Annotated in this window: 27 protein-coding genes; 11 read left to right on the top strand and 16 right to left on the bottom strand. The window is 68.7% G+C overall.

The window, feature by feature from the left end; genetic code table 11:
- The first annotated feature begins 111 nt into the window (after nucleotides 1-111).
- Nucleotides 112-459, top strand: coding sequence for an arsenate reductase (locus C0461_RS08280; RefSeq protein ID WP_292105664.1), 348 nt, complete (start codon nucleotides 112-114; stop codon nucleotides 457-459).
- On the opposite strand, the gene bglX is transcribed toward C0461_RS08280, so the two are convergent.
- A complete protein-coding gene (gene bglX / locus C0461_RS08275) occupies nucleotides 456-2,711 on the bottom strand; it encodes a beta-glucosidase BglX (RefSeq protein ID WP_363378016.1) in 2,256 nt (751 codons plus the stop codon). The genes C0461_RS08280 and bglX overlap by 4 nt on opposite strands.
- A 108-nt stretch (nucleotides 2,712-2,819) precedes the next feature.
- The gene (locus tag C0461_RS08270) at nucleotides 2,820-3,017 is read right to left on the bottom strand and encodes a hypothetical protein (RefSeq protein ID WP_292105661.1); all 198 of its coding nucleotides are present in this window, start codon (nucleotides 3,015-3,017) and stop codon (nucleotides 2,820-2,822) included.
- A gap of 107 nt (nucleotides 3,018-3,124) precedes the next feature.
- Between C0461_RS08270 and C0461_RS08265 the strand changes: the two genes are divergently transcribed.
- From C0461_RS08265 to C0461_RS08255, 3 genes are read left to right on the top strand one after another with little or no spacing between them, the layout of a single operon-like run.
- A complete protein-coding gene (locus C0461_RS08265) occupies nucleotides 3,125-3,550 on the top strand; it encodes a hypothetical protein (protein WP_292105659.1) in 426 nt (141 codons plus the stop codon).
- A 27-nt stretch (nucleotides 3,551-3,577) separates the two neighbouring features.
- Complete coding sequence (locus C0461_RS08260; protein WP_292105657.1) at nucleotides 3,578-4,111, top strand: RNA polymerase sigma factor; 534 nt, start codon at nucleotides 3,578-3,580, stop codon at nucleotides 4,109-4,111.
- Nucleotides 4,104-4,409 carry a hypothetical protein gene (locus C0461_RS08255; RefSeq protein ID WP_292105655.1) on the top strand — a complete coding sequence of 102 codons (306 nt, stop codon included), beginning with the start codon at nucleotides 4,104-4,106 and terminating at the stop codon, nucleotides 4,407-4,409. Before C0461_RS08260 ends, C0461_RS08255 begins: the two co-directional genes overlap by 8 nt.
- Here C0461_RS08255 and C0461_RS08250 read toward each other — a convergent pair.
- A complete protein-coding gene (locus tag C0461_RS08250) occupies nucleotides 4,406-5,221 on the bottom strand; it encodes an endonuclease/exonuclease/phosphatase family protein (RefSeq protein ID WP_292105653.1) in 816 nt (271 codons plus the stop codon). The genes C0461_RS08255 and C0461_RS08250 overlap by 4 nt on opposite strands.
- 373 nt (nucleotides 5,222-5,594) lie before the next feature.
- Between C0461_RS08250 and C0461_RS08245 the strand changes: the two genes are divergently transcribed.
- From C0461_RS08245 to der, 7 genes are all read left to right on the top strand, one after another.
- Nucleotides 5,595-5,984: a DUF6249 domain-containing protein gene (locus C0461_RS08245; protein WP_363378009.1), complete on the top strand. Its 390-nt coding sequence runs from the start codon at nucleotides 5,595-5,597 to the stop codon at nucleotides 5,982-5,984.
- 27 nt (nucleotides 5,985-6,011) lie between these two features.
- Nucleotides 6,012-6,572, top strand: a complete 561-nt coding sequence (locus tag C0461_RS08240; RefSeq protein WP_292105649.1) for a sigma-70 family RNA polymerase sigma factor — start codon at nucleotides 6,012-6,014, stop codon at nucleotides 6,570-6,572.
- Nucleotides 6,559-7,017, top strand: coding sequence for a hypothetical protein (locus tag C0461_RS08235; RefSeq protein ID WP_292105648.1), 459 nt, complete (start codon nucleotides 6,559-6,561; stop codon nucleotides 7,015-7,017). The genes C0461_RS08240 and C0461_RS08235 overlap by 14 nt, the downstream gene beginning before the upstream one ends.
- Nucleotides 7,017-7,847 carry a 3-methyl-2-oxobutanoate hydroxymethyltransferase gene (gene panB / locus C0461_RS08230; protein ID WP_292105646.1) on the top strand — a complete coding sequence of 277 codons (831 nt, stop codon included), beginning with the start codon at nucleotides 7,017-7,019 and terminating at the stop codon, nucleotides 7,845-7,847. Before C0461_RS08235 ends, panB begins: the two co-directional genes overlap by 1 nt.
- Nucleotides 7,848-7,966: 119 nt before the next feature.
- Nucleotides 7,967-8,731, top strand: coding sequence for a tetratricopeptide repeat protein (locus C0461_RS08225; protein ID WP_292105643.1), 765 nt, complete (start codon nucleotides 7,967-7,969; stop codon nucleotides 8,729-8,731).
- 29 nt (nucleotides 8,732-8,760) lie between these two features.
- Nucleotides 8,761-10,131, top strand: coding sequence for a PQQ-binding-like beta-propeller repeat protein (locus tag C0461_RS08220; protein ID WP_292105641.1), 1,371 nt, complete (start codon nucleotides 8,761-8,763; stop codon nucleotides 10,129-10,131).
- Between the two features lie 26 nt (nucleotides 10,132-10,157).
- Nucleotides 10,158-11,774 (top strand): ribosome biogenesis GTPase Der, encoded by a 1,617-nt coding sequence (der, locus tag C0461_RS08215; protein ID WP_292105639.1) that lies wholly within the window; start codon nucleotides 10,158-10,160, stop codon nucleotides 11,772-11,774.
- A 20-nt stretch (nucleotides 11,775-11,794) separates the two neighbouring features.
- Here der and C0461_RS08210 read toward each other — a convergent pair whose 3' ends face one another.
- From C0461_RS08210 to rpsF, 13 genes are all read right to left on the bottom strand, one after another.
- Entirely contained in the window at nucleotides 11,795-12,202 is a 408-nt protein-coding gene (locus C0461_RS08210; RefSeq protein WP_292105637.1) for a VOC family protein, read from the bottom strand.
- Nucleotides 12,203-12,364: 162 nt separating this feature from the next.
- A complete protein-coding gene (locus tag C0461_RS08205) occupies nucleotides 12,365-13,123 on the bottom strand; it encodes an SDR family NAD(P)-dependent oxidoreductase (protein WP_292105635.1) in 759 nt (252 codons plus the stop codon).
- A 54-nt stretch (nucleotides 13,124-13,177) separates the two neighbouring features.
- Nucleotides 13,178-13,780: a hypothetical protein gene (locus C0461_RS08200; protein ID WP_292105633.1), complete on the bottom strand. Its 603-nt coding sequence runs from the start codon at nucleotides 13,778-13,780 to the stop codon at nucleotides 13,178-13,180.
- A 77-nt stretch (nucleotides 13,781-13,857) separates the two neighbouring features.
- Nucleotides 13,858-14,202, bottom strand: a complete 345-nt coding sequence (locus C0461_RS08195; protein WP_292105631.1) for a VOC family protein — start codon at nucleotides 14,200-14,202, stop codon at nucleotides 13,858-13,860.
- A gap of 6 nt (nucleotides 14,203-14,208) precedes the next feature.
- A complete protein-coding gene (purF, locus tag C0461_RS08190) occupies nucleotides 14,209-15,711 on the bottom strand; it encodes an amidophosphoribosyltransferase (protein ID WP_292105629.1) in 1,503 nt (500 codons plus the stop codon).
- Between the two features lie 32 nt (nucleotides 15,712-15,743).
- The gene (locus C0461_RS08185; RefSeq protein WP_292105627.1) at nucleotides 15,744-16,334 is read right to left on the bottom strand and encodes a CvpA family protein; all 591 of its coding nucleotides are present in this window, start codon (nucleotides 16,332-16,334) and stop codon (nucleotides 15,744-15,746) included.
- Nucleotides 16,335-16,366: 32 nt separating this feature from the next.
- On the bottom strand, nucleotides 16,367-17,734 hold the full coding sequence (radA, locus tag C0461_RS08180) for a DNA repair protein RadA (protein WP_292105625.1): 1,368 nt from the start codon (nucleotides 17,732-17,734) through the stop codon (nucleotides 16,367-16,369).
- Nucleotides 17,735-17,805: 71 nt separating this feature from the next.
- Nucleotides 17,806-18,858, bottom strand: a complete 1,053-nt coding sequence (gene alr / locus C0461_RS08175; RefSeq protein ID WP_292105624.1) for an alanine racemase — start codon at nucleotides 18,856-18,858, stop codon at nucleotides 17,806-17,808.
- A 78-nt stretch (nucleotides 18,859-18,936) separates the two neighbouring features.
- The gene (locus tag C0461_RS08170) at nucleotides 18,937-20,409 is read right to left on the bottom strand and encodes a replicative DNA helicase (protein WP_292105622.1); all 1,473 of its coding nucleotides are present in this window, start codon (nucleotides 20,407-20,409) and stop codon (nucleotides 18,937-18,939) included.
- Nucleotides 20,410-20,526: 117 nt separating this feature from the next.
- Complete coding sequence (locus C0461_RS08165; protein ID WP_292105619.1) at nucleotides 20,527-20,910, bottom strand: hypothetical protein; 384 nt, start codon at nucleotides 20,908-20,910, stop codon at nucleotides 20,527-20,529.
- 98 nt (nucleotides 20,911-21,008) lie between these two features.
- The gene (gene rplI / locus C0461_RS08160; RefSeq protein WP_292105617.1) at nucleotides 21,009-21,596 is read right to left on the bottom strand and encodes a 50S ribosomal protein L9; all 588 of its coding nucleotides are present in this window, start codon (nucleotides 21,594-21,596) and stop codon (nucleotides 21,009-21,011) included.
- 1 nt (nucleotide 21,597) lies between these two features.
- Nucleotides 21,598-21,873 carry a 30S ribosomal protein S18 gene (gene rpsR, locus C0461_RS08155; RefSeq protein ID WP_021696526.1) on the bottom strand — a complete coding sequence of 92 codons (276 nt, stop codon included), beginning with the start codon at nucleotides 21,871-21,873 and terminating at the stop codon, nucleotides 21,598-21,600.
- Nucleotides 21,874-21,884: 11 nt separating this feature from the next.
- Nucleotides 21,885-22,271: a 30S ribosomal protein S6 gene (gene rpsF, locus C0461_RS08150; RefSeq protein ID WP_292105614.1), complete on the bottom strand. Its 387-nt coding sequence runs from the start codon at nucleotides 22,269-22,271 to the stop codon at nucleotides 21,885-21,887.
- Between the last annotated feature and the right edge of the window lie 178 nt (nucleotides 22,272-22,449).

Here is a 22,449-nt window from a genome sequence, read left to right as displayed (position 1 = left end):
AACGTGGACTTCTGATCCACCCGATCATCGGGAATTGAGACCGGGGGGTCTGGCCATGCGGTGGCGGGACCCCTTAGTCCTTCGGGGCGAATCTTTCGTCATGGAGTTCAGATGACCCCGACCCTCTACGGCATTCCCAACTGCGACACGGTCAAGAAGGCGCGCACCTGGCTTGAGGGCCGGGGCGTGGACCACGTCTTTCACGACTACAAGAAGGCGGGGATCGACCGCGTGTCTCTGGAGCAGTGGTGCGGCGAGCATGGGTGGGAGACGGTGCTGAACCGCGCCGGGACCACCTTCCGCAAGCTGCCGGAGGCGGACCGGGCGGATCTGGATCAGGACCGGGCCATCACCCTGATGCTGGCCCAGCCGTCCATGATCAAGCGCCCGGTGCTGGACCTAGGGGACCGCCGGATCGTGGGCTTCAAGCCCGAAATTTATGAGGCGGCCTTCGCCTAGCGCACCAGCCGGAACTGCGCGTGCGGCCCGCCCTGGGCGTTCGGGGCCAGCCACAGGTCGAACCAGCCGGGCTCCACCGTCGGGGCCATGTCGCGGCCGATGAACAGCAGGTCCTGACGCGTCAGGGTGAAGGCCGCCTCGACCGTCTCGCCGGGTGCGATGGTGACGCGCTGGAAGGCTTTCAGCAGACGCTCGGGCTGGGTCAGGCTGGCGACGCGGTCGCGGACATAGAGCTGGACCACCTCGTCCACGGGTCGATCACCGGTGTTGGCGACGCTGACCGAAGCGGTCAGTTCGCCGTCCCACGACAGGGTCTCCGACCCCAGCGCGATGTCCCCATAGCGCACCGGCGCGTAACCCAGGCCGTGGCCGAACGGATAGAGCGCTGTGTTCGAGGTCTCGCGGAACCGGGCCTTGTATTCGGACTCCGTCGGCAGCTCAGGGCGGCCGGTGGCCTTGCGGCTGTAATAGTACGGCTGCTGCCCCGAATAGTGGGCGAAGCTGATGGGCAGGCGGCCGATGGGGGCGTGGTCGCCGAAGATCAAGTCGGCGGCGGCGTTGCCCTCCTCGGAGCCCAGGAACCAGGTGACCATGATGGCCGCCGCGTCCTTGATCGCGCCGGACAGTTCCAGCGCGCGGCCGGTCTTGAGCAGGACCACGACGGGCTTGCCGGTCGCCGCCACCGCTTCGGCTAGGGCCTGCTGGGGGGCGGGGACGACGATATCGACCCGCGACTGGGCCTCGGCGGACATGTTGTGGGACTCGCCGATGGCCAGCACCACAACGTCAGCGTTGCGCGCGGCGGCGACGGCCGCCTCGATCCCGCCGTCCAGCGGGGCCTCCACGTCCGAGCCCTTGACCACGGTCAGCAGGGACGGGTCGCTCAGGGCGGCGCGGAAGCCTTCCTCGAAGGTGACGCCCATCTCGCGGTCGGCGAAGATGGACCACGGGCCGAAGACGTTGGAGCGGTCGTCGGCGAACGGGCCGATCAGGGCGATGCGCTTGCCGGACTTCGGCAGGGGCAGAAGGCTGTTCTCGTTCTTGAGCAGCACCACCGACTTGCGGCCGGCCTCGCGAGCCAGGTCGCGGTGGGCCTGCGAGCGCACCACGCGGCGCTCCACCTCGGGGTCGGTGCCGCGATAGGGGTCGTCGAACAGGCCCAGCGCAGCCTTGGTCATGAGCACGCGGCGCACGGCGCGGTCCACGACCGCCATGGGCACGTCGCCGCTTTCGACCAGATCAGGGATATGGGCCAGGTAGATGCCGCTCTGCATGGACATGTCCACGCCGGCGGTCAGGGCGATGCGGGCGGCGTCGCGGTCGTCCTCGGCGAAGCCGTGGGCGATGAGTTCGCGCTCGGAGGTGTAGTCAGACACCACGAAGCCGGTGAAGCCCCACTCATCGCGCAAGATTTCGGTCAGCAGCCAGTGATTGCCCGAGGTGGGCACGCCGTTCAGGTCGTTGAAGGCGCTCATGGTGCACAGGGCGCCCGCGTCGAACGCCGCCTGGAAAGGCGGCAGGTGAACGCCGCGAAGCGTCTGCTCGCTCATGTCGGTGGTGTTGTAGTCCAGCCCCGCCTCGGCCGCGCCGTAGGCTGCGAAATGCTTGGGCGTGGCCAGCAGGCTGAGCGGATCGGCCAGGTCGTCGCCCTGGAAGCCCCGTGTGCGGGCTGCGGCGAACAGATTGTTCAGCAGCACGTCCTCGCCCGCGCCTTCCACAACGCGGCCCCAGCGCTGGTCGCGGGCCACGTCGACCATGGGGGCGTAGGTCTGGTGGATGCCCGAGGCGCCGCCCTCGGCGGCGGCGGCACGCGCGGTGCGCTCGGCCAGATCCAGATCCCAGCTGGCCGCCTCGCCCAGCGGCACGGGGAAGGTGGTGCGCAAGCCATGGATGATGTCGGCGGCGAACAGCATGGGAATGCCCAGCCGGCTTTCCTCCAGCGCCAGGCGCTGGGCGTAGCGGGCCTGTTCGGCGCCCACGCCGTTGAACAGGGCGCCCACATGGCCGTCGCGAATCTGCTGCGCGGTCTTTTCCTGATCGGTGTCGAAATCGCCGGGGTTCACGTTGCCGGGGCGCCAGCGGAACGGGTCGTTGAACAGGGTGAGCTGGCCCGCCTTTTCCTGAATCGTCATGCGGGCGATCAGGTCGTCGATGCGCTCCCGGTGGCTGTCGGCGTGGCGAGCGAGGGCGCGGGGCGCCGCCACCAGGGCGAGGCCCATCGCGCCGGCGGCCATCAGGGTGCGTCTTGTCAAAGCGGTCTCACTCATTTCACAGGGTCCGATCCTGTCGGGGACGCGGGCAGCCCTAGCGCCCCGGCCCCGGGATCGGAAGACAGGGCCTATCACAAAGCGTTGCCCGGATCAGGCGCGGGATTTCCACCACAGCCAGCCGCCGAGGCCCAGCAGGATCAGGGCAGGGACCAGCAACCGCGCCTCGTCGGCCAGCGACGCCCCCGCGAACAGCATGACCGACGCGTTCGTGGCGCCCGACAGGCCCAGGATCACGGCGAACAGGCCGAAGCCGCGATACATCAGGCGGCGACGCTCAGCCGGGTCCATGGGCGCCTCGTGGAAAAATCATCGCTTGCTGCATCCGGCCAGCATATCGGCGGCGACTACGGGGGGAAAGCGGGCGATGATCGCCGCGCCTATCGGAGGGATGAGACATGGAAGACCTGTTCCGCAGCTACTGGTGGTTGCTGTTTCCCGTGGGCTGGTTCGTTTATTCGGGCTGGGCCAGCTGGCTCAACTATCGGCGGCAGCGGGCGACCCTGGACATCGTTCGCCGCTATGCCGACAGCGGCAAGGAGGTTCCGCCCGAGCTGATGAAGGTGCTCGACAAGCCCATAGATTCGGACGCGGAGATGTGGGGCAGCGCTTCGTATGGATCCGCAAGGCCCACCAACTACTGGTCGCTGTTCGGCCTGTTCGCGGTGCTGGCGGGCGGCTTCGGAATCGCAGCCTATATGCCCCAGGTGTTCGGCGTCGACATGGGGGTCCGCTTCCCGTTCACGGTGGTCGCCCTGACCATGGGAGCGGTCGCGGTCTGGGCCCTGATCTCGGCCCTGACCACGCGTCGGGACGGCTCCTGACGGTCGCGGTCACGGCTCGGGGGCGAGATGGCGTTCGACAACGACACCGAGCTGGTGACGTCCGCCTGCGCGGGGTCGGACGCCGCCTTCGCGCGTCTTGTGGCCAGGCATCAGGGGGTGGTGAGGGGCTTTCTGAGGCGCATCCTGGGCGGCGACGGGGCCGAGGCGGACGATGTGGCGCAGGAGGTGTTCCTGAGCGCCTGGACCTCGTTGAGGTCGCTCAACGACGCGGCCGGGGTTCGCGCCTGGCTTTGCGGCATCGCCTGGCGCAAGGCGCGGGACCGGATGCGGGGCCGGCGGCGGGCCGAGGCGCGGGATGCGGCGTGGATGGCGGCGAGCGCGCCGCCTCCGGGCGTGTCGCCGGAGGACCGCATGGCCATGGAGGCGGCCATGGCCGCCCTGGCCCCGGACGAGCGGGCCTGTGTCGCCCTGTGCCTGGCCGAGGGCTGGTCCCACGGCGAGGCGGCCACGGCGCTGGGCTTGCCCCTGGGCACGGTGAAGTCCCATGTTGGGCGTGGGCGCGCGAAACTGCTTCAGGCGCTCGGAGGATCGGATGGCTGAGTTGACCCCGGAACAGAAGCTGGCCGCCCTGTTCGCGGAACAGGCGCCGCCCGCGCGGGACCCCGTTTTCTGCGCCGATCTCATGCAGCGCGTGGCCCGGCGTCGGGCCTGGGCCCGGGTGGGCGCGGCTGCGCCCTGGGCCGGGGTGGCCGGGCTGCTGGCGTGGGCCCTGCAGCCGGTGCTCGGCCCCTCGGTGGCGCCGCTGGCGGACAGCCTTGTGCTCTCCGCCGCGATCCTTGGCGGAACGGCTGTGCTGGTGCTGGTCAGCCTGATGGGCGCCCGGAGGCTGTCCCGCTAGCGCACGCGCAGCCGCGCGACGACCGCCACATGGTCGGAGGGCCAGACGCCGGCGACGGCCCGGTCGGCGGCCAGGCCGGCGGACAGGATCTCGAACCGCCCGTCCTGCACGAAGATATGGTCGATGCGCGCCGACCGGTGGCCGTGATCCGTCACCAGGGTGGAGCGGGCGGCTGCGGCCGGATCGGCGGCTTCCAGAGCGTCCGTGTATCCTGAAAGAACCGGCGCGAATTCAGGCGCATCGGCCGGTGCATTGAAGTCTCCGAGCAGGATGGTTGGTGCGTCCTCCTGCGCCTCGACCGCCGCCAGCACGTCATTGATCTGGCGTTCCCGCAGGGCGCCGCCCTCGGGTGTGTGGTGCAGGTGGGTGACCGCGATCTGGACGGGGCGGCCGTTCACGGACACCCGGACCATCGCCAGGGTGCGCGAATCCTCCAGCGGCCGAAGCCGCAGTTCGCCGGTCTCCAGCACCGGCAGCCGGCTCAGGACGGCGTTGCCGTAGCGACGCGCCTGCTCCGGGGGATCCACCGAGACGAAGTGGACCGAGTAGCCGCCCAGGGCCCGGGCGATGTCTTCGGCCTGGTTGGGCAGGTGCGTGTCCTGCAGGACTTCCTGCAGGGCGATCACGTCGGCGTCCATGTCGCGCAGGGCCGCGATGATCAGCGGGCGGCGCGCCGGCCAGTCGCCCATGTCGTGCCAGATGTTGAAGGTGACCACGGTCAGCTCCGCGCCGCTGTCCGGGGCAGGGACGGCGGCGCAGGCGACGAGGGGGAGGACGGCGGCGAAAGCGAGAAGACGGCGACGGGTGGGCATGACACTCCCGGTGGATCGATGATCGGCTTGTGCATCAACGCGCCAGGGAGCGGTCGAGGCGGTTCGGGTTTGTTATTTCGGACTCTGAGGCGGAAAAAACAGGGTCTGAATAGTCCGAATAGTCCGAAATCGTGATGGCCTCGCGGGTGTTCAGACGGTGCAGATTAAGCCCTGCGGAAAGGCGGGGGCGAAAATAGTCCGAAGCGGGTCGGACAAGGCGGCGATACCAGCTGCTCGAAAGGCCGGATGATCAGCCTGACGTCGCCTTACGAAGATTTCACGTCGGTTCGCGCATCTGTCGGCGACGGTCATCGCCTCCTATGATCAGAAGGGCGCGGCGCGACGCTGCTCCCGCTTCAAGAAGGACCAAGCCATGCAAGGTTTCGAGATACTCATCCCCCTGGCGCCTTTCCTCATGGTCGTCGCCATCATCGCCATCCCCGCCTGGCTGAAGAGCCGCGACCGGCGTGAAATGCAGAAGACGCTGCGGGCGGCGATCGACAAGGGCCAGCCCATGCCGCCAGAGATCATCGAGGCGATGAGCAAGGAAGGCGCCCGCCCGCCGTCGACCGCAGCGCGGGACATGCGGGTCGGGGTGATCTGGCTGGCCGTGGCTATCGGCGTCGCCGCCGCGGGCTGGGGCCTGAGCTACGCCGACGGCGACAGCGAGATTTTCTACGTTCTGGGCGGGCTGTCCGCGATCCCCGGCTTCATTGGCCTCGCGTTCATCATCCTGAGCTTCTTCAACAAGAACAAGGGCTGAGCCGGCGTCTGAAGACAGGGGAACGCCATGTCCAATCCTATCGACCTTCACGACGTGGAACTGGCCGCCCTTGCGGCGGCCGGTGGACGTCGGGAGTTCGGCGAGCTGGTGCGCAGGCACGGTTCGGCGGTCCGGGCGCTGCTGCGCCGCATGGGCGCCGATCCGGCCACCGCCGACGACGTCGCCCAGGACGCCTTCATCCAGGCGTTCGAGAAATGCGCCGAGTTCCGGGGCGAGGGCGCCTTCGGGGCATGGGTCAAGCGGATCGCCGCGCGGCTCTACCTCAAGCGCAAGGCGAAGGAGGCACGTTATGTCTCTGAAACCGAAGCGCCGGCGGAAGAACCGATCCACGCCGATCAGGCAGGCCGCATGGACCTGGACGAGGCGCTGAAAGGTCTCACCGACATCGAGAGGCTGTGTGTCTCTCTGTGTCACGGCGCCGGTCTCTCGCACCCCGAGATCGCCGCCGCCTTGAATACGCCACTTGGGACCGTGAAATCACATGTCAAACGTGGTCTGGATAAACTCCGCGCCCGGCTTTCGCCGGAACCGGACAACCTCGGGAGGGCGGCCGATGTCCGCGCCTGACGAATTCGACCCTTTCATCGAACGGCTGTTTCGAGAGACGCCGCCGATGCCCGACTCCGCCGACTTCGCGCGGGGCGTGGAGAAGCGCCTGGCGTCCGGCTCGCGCATGCGCACGGTTGTGATCGGCGCGGCGGGTCTGATTGGCGGCGTGGTGGCCGTGCGGGAGACGCTCGGCGCCAATCTGAACTTCAGCGCCGGTGGCGATGACGTGACCACGACGGGGTTTTCGGCCTCGGCCGCCTCGTTGCCTGAAAAGGCGGGATTGATGGACGCCGGCGTCGGCGCCCTGACCGCCCAGGCCCAGGCGGCCCAGAGCGGTTTGTCCACTCTGGGTGTTGATTTCGATTTCGCCGCGCTAGGGGGTATGCAGATGTTCTGGGCCATGGCGGCGCTGCTGATCGCGGCGGCGGTCACGGCGGGCATGAAGCTGGCGAACGAGGTCTGATGTCTTCTCAAAAACAGGAGCCGGTCAAGCGGCTGCACGCCCCCGACATCCTTGCGCGCAAGGGCGGGGAGCCCATCGTCTGCCTGACGGCGTACGACGCGCCCACAGCCGAGATGCTGGATGAACACTGCGACCTGCTGCTGGTGGGCGACAGCGTGGGCATGGTGGTGCACGGCCTGCCCAATACGGTTGGCGTCACCCTGGACATGATGATTCTGCACGGCCAGGCGGTGATGCGAGGCGCGCGCCAGGCCATGGTGGTCATCGACATGCCCTTCGGCAGCTACGAAGGAGGCAAGGAGCTCGCCTATCAGAACTGCGCCCGGGTGATGAAGGAGACGGGCGCACAGGGGGTGAAGCTGGAAAGCGGCCCCACCGTGCCCCAGACCATCGAGTATCTGGTCCAGCGGGGCATTCCGGTGATGGGCCATGTGGGGCTGCGGCCCCAGGCGGTGCTGAACGAGGGCGGCTTCAAGGCCAAGGGCAAGACCGAGGACGAGCGCATCCGGGTCATGAGCGAGGCCGAGGCCACCGCCGACGCCGGCGCCTTCGCCGTTGTCATCGAGGGAGTGGCCGAGGGGCTGGCGGCCGAGATCACCCTGGCCATCGACAAGCCCACCATCGGCATCGGCGCCTCCGCCGCCTGCGACGGCCAGATCCTTGTGGTCAACGACATGCTGGGCATGTTCGACTGGTCGCCGAAGTTCGTGCGCCGTTACGCCGATCTGCGCGGCGAAATCACGCGAGCGGCGAAAAGCTACGCCGAAGATGTCAGGGCGCGCCGTTTTCCCGCCCAAGTCGAGACCTACTTCTCCAAAAAGCCGGTCTGAACCCGGTTCGTCCGCGTTGCGGGCGGCGCGCCAAGCCTTTAGGGTCGCGCCGAAATTGTCAGCGGCCGTGCTTCCCGTACGGACCGCACAGCCAGCGTGTCCGGGGAGCCTGTCTTTAAGTGGTCGATGTCTTCGAAGAGGTCGAGGAGGAGCTTCGCTCCGAACGATACCGCCGCCTGTTCCGGACCTGGGGTCCGTGGGTGGCCGGTGCTCTGGTGCTGGCGCTGGTCGCCGCCCTGGCCTGGTGGGGCTGGCAGTCCTGGCAGACCAGCCGCGCGGAAACCGCGGCCACACATTATGACCGGGGCATGCAGGCCCTGGGCGAAGGCGACACTGCCGCCGCCGACGCCGCCTTCATCGAGGCGGTCGATACAGGATCGGGCGGCTACAAGGCCCTGGCCCTGCAGCAGCGGGCGGGCATCGCGGTCGGCAACGGCCAGACCGACGAAGCCGTGGCCCTGTTCGATGAAGCCGCCGAGGCCTCCGGCCAGCCGCTGATCGCTGACCTGGCCCGCCTGAAGGCCGTCTACCTGCTGATGGACAGCGCGCCCCTGGAGGAGATCGAGCGGCGTCTGGCCCCCATCGCCGCAGACAACCGCCCGTTCAGCGCCTACGCCCGCGAGGCGCAAGGTCTGGCCCGCATCCAGCACGGCCAGGTCGCGGAGGCGCGCCCGGTGTTCGCTCTTCTGGCTCTCGGGCAGGACGTGCCGGACCTGGTGCGTCAGCGCGCCCAGCTGGTCCAGGACGCCATCGATTCGGGAGTCGCCGCCTCCCTGGCGGAAATCGTCCGGGCCCAGGCCGAAATGCCCCAGCCCGATATCGGTCAGGTTCAGGCGCAGGCCCCGGCCCAGGGCGCTCCCGAACAGCCGGCCGTTCAGCCGTAATCCCAGGATCGAAATCCAGCATGCGCTCCATGTCCCAACCCCTGAAGATCGCCCTGGTCTGCGGCCTTGCCGTGACGGTGGCCTCCTGCTCGACCGCGCAGCGCCTCTGGCCGTTCGGCGGCGACGACGCCCCCTCATCGGTCGCTTCGGCGGGCGAGCGCGTGTCGATCCTCGAGTTCGAGCAGAGCCTGTCGCCCAGCACCGCCCTGTCCGGGCGCGATTTCTTCGTGCCGGGTCCCCAGGCCATCAACGCCTGGCCTGTCCCCGGGGGCAATGTGGAGCAATCCCTGGAGCATGTGATCGCCGCGCCGGAGTTCACCGTCGCCTGGCGGCGCGACATCGGCCAGGGCGCGTCGCGGACGACCCAGGTGACAGCGCCGCCCGTTGCGGCGGACGGCCGTATCTATGTCATGGACGGCGAGGCCCGTGTCAGCGCCGTAGACGCCAACACCGGCCAGATCCTGTGGCAGACCAATCTTCGTCCCGAGGGACGTGACCGGGCGTTCGGCGGCGGCGTGGCCGTCTCCGGCGAGCGGGTCTTCGTCACCTCCGGCTACCGCATGGCGGCGGGCCTGAACGCCCGGACGGGCGCCGTCGAGTGGACCACCCAGTTCGACGCCCCCATTCACGGCGCCCCGACCGTGGCGGGCGGCCGCGTCTTCGCCGTGGACGTGGACAATCAGATCGTGGCCATGGACGCGGCGACGGGCGCCATGACCTGGTCCTACCAGGCCATTTCCGAGCCCGCGCGCCTGATGCGCGCCTCCAGCCCGGCGGTGACGGGCGATACGGTCATCGCGCCGTTCTCGTCAGGCGAGGTGGTGGCCCTTCGCGCCGCCAACGGCCAGGAGCTGTGGACCCAGGTCCTGTCGCGCACCAGCCGCACCAACGCCCTGTCGGAGATTCGCGACATCGCCGGACGTCCGGCTGTCAGCCGCGGCGTGGTCTACGCGGTGAGCCACTCCGGCCTGATCAGCGCCATGGACGTGCGCACCGGACAGCCCGTCTGGCAGCTGCCCCTGACCGGCGTGAACGCGCCGTGGGTGGCCGGCGATGTGGTCTATGCGGTGTCCAAGGGCGGCGAACTGACCGTGATCAACCGCCAGGATGGCCAGGTCTACTGGATCCGGGACATCAACGAGGGCCGCACCCGCACCGAGGGCGGCTGGTTCTTCGGCGTGGGCAAGCGGACGGTTCGTCCGGTGTGGAGCGGCCCGATCCTGGCCTCCAACCGCCTGATTCTGGTCAACTCCGACGGCCAGGCCGTGGCCTATGACCACAAGACGGGCCAGGAGGTCGCCAGCCTGAACCTGGGCGCGCCCGCCTATATCGCCCCCATCGCCTACAACGGCGCTCTCTACGTCGTGACCGACAACGGTCAGCTGGTCAGCATCCGCTGACCTGAAAAAGGGCCTATAACGTTCTCATGGCCCTCAAGGTCGCTATCGTCGGTCGCCCCAATGTGGGCAAGTCCACCCTGTTCAACAGACTGGTGGGCAAAAGACTCGCGCTCGTCGATGACCGGCCGGGGGTGACGCGCGACCGTCGCTATGCGGACGGCAATATCGGCGACATCGACCTGACCCTGATCGATACGGCGGGCTACGAGGACGTCACCGACGACAGTCTGGAATCGCGCATGCGCGAACAGACCGAGGCGGCGCTGGATGACGCCGAGCTGATCCTGTTCATGATGGACGCCCGCGAGGGGGTCACGGCGCTGGACCGCATCTTCGCCGACCATCTGAGGCGTCACGAGACGCCGGTGATCCTGCTGGCCAACAAGTCGGAAAGCCGCGAGAGCGGCGGCGGCGTGGGCGAGGCCCACGGGCTGGGCTTCGGCGAGCCTGTCGCCATCTCGGCCGAGCACGGCGAGGGCATGGCCGATCTGTACGCCGCGATCGTCAAGGCCAGCCGCGACATCGAGGTGGCCGAGCAGGAAGAGGCCGAAAAGCCCATCCGGGTGGCCATCATCGGCCGCCCCAATGCGGGCAAGTCCACCCTGATCAACCGCCTGCTGGGCGAGGACCGCCTGCTGACCGGGCCGGAGGCGGGGATCACCCGCGACTCCATCTCGGTGGACTGGACCTATGAGGGCCGCAACATCCGCCTGGTGGACACCGCCGGCATGCGGCGCAAGGCGCGGGTGCAGGAGAAACTGGAGAAGCTGTCGGTGGCCGACACCATCCGCGCCATCACCTTCGCCGAGGTGGTGGTGCTGGTCATGGACCGGGAGAACGCCTTCGACACCCAGGACCTGCAGCTGGCCGACCTGGTCGAGCGCGAGGGCCGGGCGCTGATCTATGTGATCTCCAAATGGGATCTGGAGGAAGAGCCCCAGTCCCGCATGGCGTCGCTGAAGGAAACCGCCGACCGCATGCTGCCCCAGCTGAAGGGCGCGCCCTTCGTGGCCCTGTCGGCGCACAACGGACGCGGGGTGGAGCGGCTGATGCCCGCCATCCTGAAGGCGCACGACACCTGGTCGGTGAAGGTCAAGACGCGGGATTTGAACGACTGGCTGGCCCTGGCCGTTCAGCGGCACCCGCCGCCCGCCGTGGACGGCCGCCGCATCAAGCCCAAATACATCGCCCAGACCAAGGCGCGTCCGCCGACCTTCGTGATGTTCGCCAACCGGGCGTCGCAGATGCCGGAGCAGTACAAGCGCTATCTGATCAACAGTCTGCGCGAGAGCTTCGACCTGCCCGGCACGCCCATGCGGCTGACCGCCAAGTCGGGCGCCAATCCGTTCGTGGACGGCTCTGGCGGACCAACCCGGCCCAAGGGGGAGGCCAAGACCGCGCCGCGACGCGTGACCAAGGCCCAGAAGGCCGAGGAGGCGAAGGAGTCCGCCAGGGGCCTGCCCGGAAATGCGCCGGCGAAGAAGGCCGCGCCGCCGAGGCCCACGGTGCTCAAGGCCAAGCAGCGCGCCGCCTCCAAGGCCAAGGCCGCCTCCATTCCCGGCAAGCGCGCGCGCGGCGGCGCCCGTCAGGTGTCCCGCTCGGGCCGCATCCGCACCGGCGGACCGTCCAAGCCGAAGCGGTGATTCCGCTCAGGACTGGAAGGTCACATAGCCTTCCGGACTGATCGGCCAGGCGGGATTCCAGGCGATCTCCAAGCATTGTCATCGGGGTCGGCGACATAGCCGGAGAAGCCGCCATGAGACGGCTCGGCGCCTGCTCGCAGCAGGTGTCCGCCCGCAGACGCCAGTGTTTGCAGAAGCGGATCGACGTCGCTTCGGGACGGCACATTGTGGGCGAGAGCGAAACGGCCGGGCCGGAGCAGTCCCGCGCGGCCCATGTCGGCTTCCAGCTTTTCTGCCAGCCAGGTCCCGAGCACGAAACCGTTCATCTGGTAGAAGACGATCTCGTCGTTCTCGAAGATCGGAGTCCAGCCAAATCCTTCGACATAGAAGCGGCGCGAGCGGGCCAGATCGGCGACACCCAGGGTGATTACGGAAAGCTGCTGCTGCATGATCTCACGTCCCATTCTTCGCCGGCGCGGGATGCACCGTCGTTGCGGGCCGTGGGACTTGGCGTGCGAACGCCAGACAGAACCCTCGCCAGAGGGCGACCGGGCTAACCACACCGATCCGCCTTTTTCGACAGGGTCAGTCTAGCGAGGACGGCGGACGCGTCAAACCAGCGCCGAGACCGGCGGGCCGTCTTTCCACTCGCGGAACGAGACGATGCCCCCGGGCGGTTCGCGGTCAGGGCGGCACAGGTCCACCATCAGCGGCGCCATCTCCGACGGGTGGGGCAGGGCGGAGGGATCCTCGCCCGGATAGGCCTGGGCGCGCAGGCGGGTCTGCATCCGGCCGGGGTCGAGGACGGCGACCCGGATGTTGGTGGATTCGATTTCGTCGGCCCAGCACTGGATCAGGTTCTGCCCTGCGGCCTTGGTGGCCGCATAGGCGCCCCAGAAGGCGCGCGGCTTCCACGCCAGGGATGAGGTCAGATAGACGGCCCGGCCCGCGTCGGAGGCGCGCAGCAAAGGCTCGAGAGAGCGGATCAGGCGAAAGACGGCGGTGAAGTTCACCTTCTCGATCCTGGCGAACTGGCGCGGGTCGGCGTGGCTGACGGGCACGAGGCCTTCGGGCCCCATGGTGGCGGCGGTGTGGACCCAGATGTCCAGCTTGCCGAAGCGCTCGAACAGGGCGCCGCCCATGCGGTCGATGGCCCCGCCGTCCACCAGATCGAACGGGATCAGGGTGGCGTGCTGGCCGGTGGCGGCGAAGATCGCGTCGTCCAGTTCCTCGAGCCCGCCCTCGGTGCGCGCCGTGGCGATCACATGCGCGCCGGCCTTGGCCAGGGCGATGGCGCTTTCGTGTCCGATGCCGCGCGAGGCGCCGACCACAAGGGCGACGCGGTCCTTCAGGGGAAGCTGATCCGTCATGGCGCCTGCTTACGCGGGCCGGGGCGGCGGTGAAAGAGGCGGAGCGCCGCAGTCCTATTCCGGCGCGACATTCCGGGGCAGTTGAGCCGCATCATAGTTCTGTCCCAGGTTCAGAACGAAGGCCGGTCCCAGTTCGATGGTCTGGGCCGCGCCGGCCAGATGCACCGAGACGTTGGTCGAGCCGCCGGGATAATCCTGCTGCGCCACGCCGGAGGCATAGACCATGGTCCATTCCGACGGGACGACCGCCGAATCCTGGGCGATGGCGGTATAGGGCGCGGTGCTCTGTTCGACCCGGATGCCCGGGAGCACGCCAAACCGTTCGCCTTGGGGCGGCGTGTGGGTCCGCGCCCAGACGGCCAGCAGGATGGTGTCGCCCCGGTTGATTTCCCCCGCGATGGTCATCCGGCCCGCGATGTCCCACGGATTGGCGCCGGGGCGGGGGACGGCGACGCGGATCGCCTGATCGCCGACGACGCCCTGGGCCCGGACCGGTCGGGGCGTGGCGCGCAGGCCGGTCACCTGCCATGACTGGACCGGCGGGCTGTTGATGACCTGATCGAGGATGTCGTCCTCTCCGGCGCTCTGGGCCGAGGCGAGGGACGCGAAGATCGAGACGACGGCCGCCGCTGCGGCGACCCATGCGGTTCTGGCCATGAGATCCTCCCTCCCTGATCGTTCCTCCGTCAGGGTGGAAGGATTAACTCAGACAAATAGAAATCTGTCCAGAGGGGCTACAGGCCCTCGGCAGGCTGCCACAGGCCGAAGCTGACGCCCTGGTCGTCGCTGGCGGTCACGCTCCGGCCAGAGCGGCTGTCGGCCGGGACGGCGCATTTGCCGCCAAGATCGACGATCCGGGTGCAGACGGCGTCTATGTCGTCGACCCGGAAGTACAGGTGGGAATAGTCCCTGTGCTCGCCCTTCACGAAGCCGAACGGGATGCCCGCCCCAGTCACATGGGCGTAGGTCTCGTGCGAGGACGCTTCGTCGAAGGTCCAGCCGAACAGGGCGCCGTAGAAGGCGCGCGCCCGGTCGATGTCGGGCGTGTCGAGGGTGAAGTAGCCGAGTTCCGTGCTCATGCGCCCTTAAGCGCTGACAAGCAGGGAAAGTTGCCTCGTCGAGACGTCCCGTCCGTTTTCCTCAATTTCGCGGTCCAGCAGGCGGGTGGGGTAATCGCCGGTGAAATAGTGGTCCGTGAACTGCGGATTGACGGGGTCGCGGGGACCGGCGCCCATGGCCTGATACAGACCATCGACGGACAGGAAGCCCAGGCTGTCCACCTCCAGCCGCGCGCGCATCTCCTCCAGCGACAGATTGGCGGCCATCAGCTGCGAGCGTTCGGGCATGTCGATGCCGTAGAAGTCCGGCCACATGATCGGCGGGCTGGCGGACCGCAGGTGGACTTCCTTCGCCCCCGCCGCACGCACGGCGCGGACCAGCTTCACCGAGGTGGTGCCGCGCACGATGGAGTCGTCGATCAGGATGACCCGCTTGCCGGCCAGAACGCCGCGGTTGGGGCTGTGCTTCATGCGCACGCCCAGTTCGCGCACGCCCTGGCTGGGCTGGATGAAGGTGCGGCCCAGATAGTGGCTGCGGATGATGCCCATCTCGAAGGGAATGCCGCTTTCCTGGGCATAGCCGAGGGCCGCAGGGACGCCGGAGTCCGGCACGGGCACCACCACGTCAGCCTCGACGCCATGTTCGCGCGACAGCTGGGCGCCCATGGCCTTGCGGACCTCATAGACCGCCTTGCCGTTCACCACGCTGTCGGGCCGGGAGAAATAGACATATTCGAACAGGCAGGGCCGGGCGACCTTGTCCGGGAAGGGCTTGATGGAGCGCAGGCCGTCCTCGTCGATGACGACGACCTCGCCGTTCTCCACGTCGCGCACGAAGGTTGCGCCGATCATGTCCAGGGCGCAGGTCTCGGACGCCAGCACCCAGGCGTCGCCCAGTTGACCCAGCACCAGCGGGCGGATGCCCAGCGGATCGCGCGCGCCGATCATCTTCTTCCTGGTCTGGGCGACCAGGGCGTAGCCGCCCTCGATCTGCATCATGGCGTCGATGAAGCGGTCCACGATGCGCGATTTCCGCGACCGGGCGATCAGGTGCAGGATGACCTCGGAGTCCGAGGTGGACTGGAAGATCGAGCCCTGGTCCACCAGCTCGTTCCGCAGCGCCAGGAAGTTGGTCAGGTTGCCGTTGTGGGCGATGGCGATGCCGCCGGAATCCAGATCCGCGAACATGGGCTGGATGTTGCGCAGGAAGCTGCCGCCTGCGGTGGAGTAGCGGGTGTGGCCCACCGCAGCCCGGCCGGGCATGCGGGTGACCAGATCGGCGCCGGAGAAGGCGTCGCCCACCAGACCCATGTGCCGCTCGGTGTGAAAGCGGGTCTTGGTGACCGAGGCGATGCCGCAGGCTTCCTGTCCCCGGTGCTGCAGGGCGTGCAGGCCCAGGGCCACAACCGCCGAGGCGTCCTGAACGCCCCAGACCCCGCAGACCCCGCACTCCAGACGGGGGCGGTCGTCATCGACGTCCCGCCAGTGTTCACGGTGGACGACGACGTCGTTGATCTGGTGGCGGCTCATCGTGGGGGCTCCGATGAATGCGGGAAGCGTACTTAGGGTGAGTCCGGCGCCGCGCTAGCGTCGGATTGGGGCGTGGCTGTGTCATCAGCGGAAAAACCGTCGCGCACGGACGATCCGATGACGGGTGAAAGGGCGTCCGCACCCCGACCAAGGGTCGGCAGGACGGTCTGGATCATCCGGGCCGAGGCGTGGCCAAGAGGGAAGACGGCGGCCTCCCGGAACCAGTCCGGCGTGCGCTCGGCCGGGGTGGCGGCGTGGAACACCAGATGGATGGCCCCCAGCAGGACCAGAGCCCGCACCGCGCCCACGCCCACGCCCAGGAAGCGGTCAACTCCGCCCAGCTGCTTGTGGTCGCGCAGACGGCGGCTGAGGATCGTGCCGGTAATGCGGATGCCGAAATAGAGGATCAGGAACACCACGATCGCCGCCGCGATGGACCCGGCCCAGTCGGGATCGATAATCGCGCTGCCTACGGGGCCGGACAGGGGCAGAGCCAGCAGGGAGAGGATCGCGGCCACGGCGAAGGCGGCCAGGGTGACCAGTTCGCGCAGGCCCCCGCGAATCCAGCCGGCCGCAGCAGAGGCCAGGATGACGACGATGGCGAACAGGTCGTAGCCAGTCACGGTCGGCGAGGGTCCCTGAAGGGCGGTGAAGGTCAGAACGTGCTTTGCGAGATACGCTCGACCGCCTCTGCGAGTCGAGATAGCCCCATGACCTTAACATTCTTTCCGCCGTTCGCCGCGCTTTCCGGGGCGATGGCCTGATCGAAGCCCAGCTTGGCCGCCTCGCGCAGGCGCACCTCGGCCCGGCCCACGGCGCGCACCTCGCCCGACAGACTGATCTCGCCGAACACAACGGCCCGCTGGGGCAGGGGCACGTCCACGGCCGAGGAGATCAGCGCCGCCGCCGCCGCCAGATCCGCCGCCGGCTCCGAGACCCGCAGGCCGCCCGCCACGTTCAGATAAACGTCCCGGTCCCCGAAGCCGATGCCGCAACGGGCCTCCAGCACCGCCAGAAGCATGGCCAGGCGCCCGGAATCCCAGCCCACCACGGCCCGGCGGGGGGTGCCGTAGGCGCTGGGCGCCACCAGGGCCTGAAACTCCACCAACACAGGCCGCGAGCCCTCGATGCCCGCGAACACCGCCGCGCCCGCCGCCCGCTCGCCGCCTTCGCCCAGGAACAGGGCCGAGGGATTGGACACCTCGGACAGACCCGCGTCGGTCATCTCGAACACGCCGATCTCGTCGGTGGCGCCGAAGCGGTTCTTGCCCGCCCGCAGGATGCGGAACGGATAGCCGCGCTCGCCCTCGAAGGAGAGGACCGCGTCCACCATGTGCTCAACCACGCGGGGCCCGGCGATCTGGCCGTCCTTGGTCACATGGCCCACCAGCACCACGGCCATCCCCGACGCCTTGGCCAGCCGCACCAGCTCGCCCGCACAGGCGCGTACCTGGGTGACCGAGCCCGGCCCCGCCTCATGGGCGTCGGACCACAGCGTCTGGATAGAATCGATGATGACGATGTCGAACTTGTCGCGCTTCAGGGTCGAGACGATCTCGCGCAGGGCCGTGGCCGAGGCCAGGTTCACCGGGGCGTCGGCGAAGCCCATGCGTCGGGCTCGGGCGCGGATCTGCTCCACCGCCTCCTCGCCCGAGATATAGGCCACCCGCGCGCCGCCCAGGGCCGCCTTGGCCGTGACCTCCAGCAGCAGGGTGGACTTGCCGACGCCGGGGTCGCCGCCCAGCAGAATGGCCGAGCCCGGCACCACGCCGCCGCCGCAGACCCGGTCGAACTCGCCGACCCCGGTGGTGATGCGCGGCGGTTCGGGGGTGTCGGACTGCAGGGTCTCGAACACCACGCCGCGTCCGCGCGCTGTGGAGGCGGGCTTCAGCGCGCCGGGCGGGGCCGACCGGCTTTCCTCGACGATGCAGTTCCACTGGCCGCACGCGCCGCACTGGCCGGACCACTTGCCGTGGACCGCCCCGCACGACTGACACACATAGATCGCACCGTCCCTGGCCATGGGCCGGGTCTAGCAGGAATCGCGGTCAGGGATAGATGAGGCCGGCGGGGGTGCGTCCGATGCTGACGTACTCAGCCGACGTAGACCCTCGGTACGCGCGGGGTGATGGAGGTCAGCAACTCATAGGCGATGGTGCCCGCCGCTGTGGCCTGATCGTCGATGTTGCGGTTCGGGCCGTAGATCTCGCACAGGTCGCCGACCGCGACCTCCGCGTCCGCGACCTCCGCGTCCGTGACGTCCACGGCGATCACGTCCATGGACACCCGCCCGACGATGGGCCGCAGGGCGCCCGCCAGCCAGACCTTGCCCCTGGGCGAGTATGACCGCAGCACGCCGTCGGCGTAGCCCGCCGCGACGATAGCGACGGTGCTGTCGCGCGGCGCGGTCCAACCGGCGGAATAGCCCACGGTCTCGCCTTTGCGCACGGGCCGAACCTGCACCACCTCGGCGCTGAGGGTGGCCACGGCCCTGATGCGGTCGTCGGGCCGGCCCTCGGGGCCCCCGCCGTACAGGCTGATGCCCGGCCGCACGGCGTCGAAGGCGAAGTCCGCGCCCATGAAACAGCCGCCGGAGTTGGAGAATGAGCGGATGGCGCCGGGATATCTGGCGCTGACCGCGGCGAAATCATCGCGCTGGCGACGGTTCATGGAGTCGGCGGGGGCGTCGGCGCAGGCCAGGTGGCTCATGACCAGGGCCAGCCCCTCGAAGGGTTCGGGCGCGTCCTCGGGCCGGAACCCCAGACGGCTCATGCCCGTGTCGATTTGCAGGCCGCAGGCCCCGCCGCCCGCCGCCCGCCAGGCCTGAAGCTGGACCGGCTGGTTCAGGATGGGCCGCAGGTCGGCCGCCTTCTGCGCGGACGCCGTATCGCCATGACAGCCGTCCAGCACATAGATGACGGGGGCGGGCCCCAGCGCCGCGCGCAGGGCCACGCCCTCGGCTGCCCGGGCCACGAAGAAGGTGCGTGCGCCCTCGACCATCAGCCGCCGGGCCACGGGGGTCGCGCCCAGGCCGTAGCTGTCGGCCTTGACCACGGGATGCACGGCCGCGCCGGAGGCGGCCTCCAGCGCATGAAAGTTGTGCGCGAGGGCGTTCAGGTCGACGGTCAGGCTGGCGGGGGAGGGCATCTGCCCCTTATGACGCAAGAATCCTGCGTTTGAAGGGGAGGGGCTGCGATTCGTCCGGATTTTCTTTCGCCGACGACCCTAGTTCGGCTCGTACCGGCCCGGCTGGGCCAGGTTGCCGAAGCGGGTGGTGTCCTCGTCGAAGGACAGTTTGACGATGCCGATGGGGCCGTGGCGCTGCTTGCCGATGACCACCTCGGCCTGGTGGCGCAGGCGATCCATGTCCTCCTGCCACTTGAGGTGCTCTTCGGTGCCTTCGCGCGGCTCGGTGCGGCCCAGGTAGTAGCTTTCGCGATAGACGAACATGACGGCGTCGGCGTCCTGCTCGATGGAGCCGGATTCGCGCAGGTCGGACAACTGGGGCCGCTTGTCTTCGCGGGACTCCACCTGACGGGAGAGCTGGGACAGGGCCAGGATCGGCACCGACAGCTCCTTGGCCAGGGCCTTCAGCCCGCCGGTGATCTCGGAGACTTCCTGCACGCGGTTCTTCTGGCCGTTGCCCTCGCCGACGGTGATCAGCTGGAGGTAGTCGACGACGATCAGGTCCAGCCCGTGCTCCATGCGCTTCAGGCGCCGCGCGCGGGCCGCCAGCTTGGACAGGGACAGGCCGCCGGTGGCGTCGATGTACAGGGGCGCCTCGCCGATCTCGGCGGCGGCGTCACGGATGCGGCCGAAGTCCGAGGCGTCGATCTCGCCCTTTCTCAGCCGGTCGGACGAGACGCCCGAGGCATCGGCCAGGATCCGCATGGCCAGCTGCTCGGCGCTCATTTCCAGCGAGTAGAAGGCGACGACGCCGCCGTCCACGGTCTTGCGGCCCTCCGGCGTGGGCTCCCAGCGATAGTTGCGCGCCACGTTGAAGGCGATGTTGGTGGCCAGGGCCGTCTTGCCCATGGAGGGGCGGCCCGCGAGGATCAGAAGATCTGAGGGGTGCAGCCCGCCCAGCTTCTGGTCCAGATCGTCCAGATGGGTGGCCAGGCCCGCCAGCTTGCCGTCGCGCTGATAGGCTTCGCTGGCCATCTCCACCGCCCCGGCCAAGGCGTGGCCGAAGCTGACGAAGCCCGACGAGGGCTGACCCGTCTCGGCCAGATTGTAGAGGGACTGTTCGGCCTGTTCGATCTGTTCGAGGGCCGCGGTTTCGGGGTCCGGGGCCTCCTTGATGATGTCGCCGCCGATGCGGATCAGGTCGCGGCGCAGGGCCAGATCATAGACCAGCCGGGCATAGTCCGGGGCGTTGGCGCCGGGCGGGGCCCGGTCCACCAGATCGGCCAGATAGCGCAGCCCGCCGAACTCCTGGAACGCCGGGTCGGTCTTGAACCGTTCCATCAGAATGGTGGGCTCGGCCAGCAGGCCCTGGCGCACGTGATCCTCGATGGCGTCGAACAGGCGCTGGTGGAATGGCTCATAGAAATGGCTGCCGCGCAGCCGGTCCGACAGGCGTTCGAACACCGCATTGTCGAACATCAGCGATCCCAGCAGCGCCTGTTCCGCCTCCAGATTGTGGGGCAGGGCGGCGATGGGCCGGGCGTCGGAGGATATGGGGCTGAGCGCGTTCATGGACTGACGGGTCTAGCCCTCGCACGTCCCTGCGTCAGGGGCGGACGTCCACAAGACGGGGGATGAGTCCGGCCCGCCTGTGGACGGCCCGGATTTCGTCTTTCCGGTCAGCGACGATCACGACGGGCAGGGGTGTTCCTCGGCCATCCACTCGCGCATCGCCTGGGTCACGGTGATGTTGCGGCGACCGGGGGGGATGGCGTTGAAGCGGGCCAGCAGGCCGTCGGGGCTCATGCTGACCCGCTCGGGCATGCAGGTGCGCGGGGGCCGACCAGCGCTGCGGGCGGCGTCCTGCTCGGCGCGGACGGTGCGGGCGGCGGTCCGGATCTCGCCCATCAGTCGGCGGGTGTCGGCACGAAGCATTGCGGTGGGATTGCGCGGAATGTCAGCCGCCGTGTCCAGAAACGCCGCCACGGTCATGCGTCCGTCCTGGGCGAAGGCGGGAAGGGCGGCGAGACTGACGGCGACGACGGCGAGGACGGCGAGAATGGTTCGGCTCATGGCCCGCTCCCTGAATGGCGACGCTTGAGCATAGCCCACGAAAAACGGCGCGGAGATGGCTCTCCGCGCCGTCGTTTCGATAACCCGGTCGAGAAGGATCAGACCTCTTCGACGTAGGAGACCTCGTGCTGACCGGCGCCGCCGTCCAGCAGATCCTTGGCCTGATCGCTGGCGGCTTGGCGCTCGTCATCGAACTGGCTGGCGATCACGTCCTCGCCCTTGGCCTGACGCTCGGCTTCGTCGGCCGAACGGGCCACGTTGATCTTGACCGTGGCGCGGACCTCGGCGTGCAGGCGGACCTGCACTTCGTGGACGCCCAGGGTCTTGATCGGGACGTGCAGGACGACCTGCGCCTTCTCGATTTTCGACCCCGAAGCCTGGACCGTTTCGGCCACGTCGCGACCGGCGACCGAGCCGTACAGCTGGCCCGTCTCACCCGCCTGGCGGATCATGACGTAGGTCTGACCGTCGATCTTGTCGGCGATCTTCTGGGACTCGGCCTTGTTCTTGTCGTTGCGGGCCTCGATGGCGGCGCGTTCGACCTCGAAGGCCTTCAGGTTGGCTTCCGTCGCCCGGCGAGCCTTGTCGCGGGGCAGCAGGAAGTTGCGGGCGAAGCCGTCCTTGACGGTGACGACGTCGCCGATGGCGCCGAGGTTCTCGACGCGTTCAAGCAGAACGACCTTCATCTTACTTCACCACGTAGGGCAGGAGGGCCAGATAGCGGGCGCGCTTGATGGCCTTGGCCAGTTCGCGCTGCTTCTTCTGAGAGACGGCGGTGATGCGCGAGGGCACGATCTTGCCGCGTTCGGAGACGTAACGCTGGAGCAGCTTCACGTCCTTGTAGTCGATCTTCGGCGCGTTATCGCCCGAGAACGGGCAGACCTTGCGGCGACGATTGAAGGGGCGGCGGGCGGGGCCGGAGCCGGCCGGAGCGCCCGGGGAGGGAGCAGTCGTATCGGTCATGATCCGGTTCCTTATTCAGCCGACGCGGGGGCGGCGTTGTCGTCGGAGCGCGGCGTCGAACGCTCACGCTCACGCTCGCGGCGGGCCAGCAGGGGCGACAGCTCCAGATCCAGCTCTTCCACGCGGACGGTCAGCCAGCGCAGCACGTCCTCGTTGATGGACAGCTGGCGCTCGACCTCGGCCATGGCGGCCGGGGGCGCGTCGACGGCGAGCAGCGAATAGTGCGCCTTGCGGTTCTTCTTGACCCGATAGGTCAGGTTCCTCAGACCCCAGTACTCGATCTTGGCGACGGTGCCGCCGGCTTCCTCGATCAAGCCCTTGATGGTGTCGTTGAGTTGTTCGGCCTGTTGCGCGCTGATGTCCTGGCGCGACATGACCGTGTGCTCGTAAAGAGCCATGCAGTCGTCTCCCTTGATGGGCGCCGGCGCGGGTGGACCGGGTAAAGTCCAATCCCACGATGGATCCTGACGCGGCGGCCGGAATGACTTCCCGAACCCTTTGGAACTCCACGCCAGGACCGAAGCCCTGGAAAGCGGCGGCCTATAGGGCAAAAGCCGGGGGGTGGCAAGGCGCGCG

The organism is Brevundimonas sp. (assembly GCF_013823285.1).
Taxonomy (GTDB): Bacteria; Pseudomonadota; Alphaproteobacteria; order Caulobacterales; family Caulobacteraceae; genus Brevundimonas.
This window is presented reverse-complemented; position numbering and strand designations above follow the sequence as displayed.

Bases quoted from the DNA above. Each gene is read 5' to 3' on its own strand.
- C0461_RS08280 (WP_292105664.1), top strand. From the start codon at position 112: ATGACCCCGACCCTCTACGGCATTCCCAACTGCGACACGGTCAAGAAG.
- C0461_RS08270 (WP_292105661.1), bottom strand. From the start codon at position 3,017: ATGGACCCGGCTGAGCGTCGCCGCCTGATGTATCGCGGCTTCGGCCTG.
- C0461_RS08265 (WP_292105659.1), top strand. From the start codon at position 3,125: ATGGAAGACCTGTTCCGCAGCTACTGGTGGTTGCTGTTTCCCGTGGGC.
- C0461_RS08260 (WP_292105657.1), top strand. From the start codon at position 3,578: ATGGCGTTCGACAACGACACCGAGCTGGTGACGTCCGCCTGCGCGGGG.
- C0461_RS08255 (WP_292105655.1), top strand. From the start codon at position 4,104: ATGGCTGAGTTGACCCCGGAACAGAAGCTGGCCGCCCTGTTCGCGGAA.
- C0461_RS08250 (WP_292105653.1), bottom strand. From the start codon at position 5,221: ATGCCCACCCGTCGCCGTCTTCTCGCTTTCGCCGCCGTCCTCCCCCTC.
- C0461_RS08245 (WP_363378009.1), top strand. From the start codon at position 5,595: ATGCAAGGTTTCGAGATACTCATCCCCCTGGCGCCTTTCCTCATGGTC.
- C0461_RS08240 (WP_292105649.1), top strand. From the start codon at position 6,012: ATGTCCAATCCTATCGACCTTCACGACGTGGAACTGGCCGCCCTTGCG.
- C0461_RS08235 (WP_292105648.1), top strand. From the start codon at position 6,559: ATGTCCGCGCCTGACGAATTCGACCCTTTCATCGAACGGCTGTTTCGA.
- panB (WP_292105646.1), top strand. From the start codon at position 7,017: ATGTCTTCTCAAAAACAGGAGCCGGTCAAGCGGCTGCACGCCCCCGAC.
- C0461_RS08220 (WP_292105641.1), top strand. From the start codon at position 8,761: ATGTCCCAACCCCTGAAGATCGCCCTGGTCTGCGGCCTTGCCGTGACG.
- der (WP_292105639.1), top strand. From the start codon at position 10,158: ATGGCCCTCAAGGTCGCTATCGTCGGTCGCCCCAATGTGGGCAAGTCC.
- C0461_RS08210 (WP_292105637.1), bottom strand. From the start codon at position 12,202: ATGCAGCAGCAGCTTTCCGTAATCACCCTGGGTGTCGCCGATCTGGCC.
- C0461_RS08205 (WP_292105635.1), bottom strand. From the start codon at position 13,123: ATGACGGATCAGCTTCCCCTGAAGGACCGCGTCGCCCTTGTGGTCGGC.
- C0461_RS08200 (WP_292105633.1), bottom strand. From the start codon at position 13,780: ATGGCCAGAACCGCATGGGTCGCCGCAGCGGCGGCCGTCGTCTCGATC.
- C0461_RS08195 (WP_292105631.1), bottom strand. From the start codon at position 14,202: ATGAGCACGGAACTCGGCTACTTCACCCTCGACACGCCCGACATCGAC.
- purF (WP_292105629.1), bottom strand. From the start codon at position 15,711: ATGAGCCGCCACCAGATCAACGACGTCGTCGTCCACCGTGAACACTGG.
- radA (WP_292105625.1), bottom strand. From the start codon at position 17,734: ATGGCCAGGGACGGTGCGATCTATGTGTGTCAGTCGTGCGGGGCGGTC.
- alr (WP_292105624.1), bottom strand. From the start codon at position 18,858: ATGCCCTCCCCCGCCAGCCTGACCGTCGACCTGAACGCCCTCGCGCAC.
- C0461_RS08170 (WP_292105622.1), bottom strand. From the start codon at position 20,409: ATGAACGCGCTCAGCCCCATATCCTCCGACGCCCGGCCCATCGCCGCC.
- C0461_RS08165 (WP_292105619.1), bottom strand. From the start codon at position 20,910: ATGAGCCGAACCATTCTCGCCGTCCTCGCCGTCGTCGCCGTCAGTCTC.
- rplI (WP_292105617.1), bottom strand. From the start codon at position 21,596: ATGAAGGTCGTTCTGCTTGAACGCGTCGAGAACCTCGGCGCCATCGGC.
- rpsR (WP_021696526.1), bottom strand. From the start codon at position 21,873: ATGACCGATACGACTGCTCCCTCCCCGGGCGCTCCGGCCGGCTCCGGC.
- rpsF (WP_292105614.1), bottom strand. From the start codon at position 22,271: ATGGCTCTTTACGAGCACACGGTCATGTCGCGCCAGGACATCAGCGCG.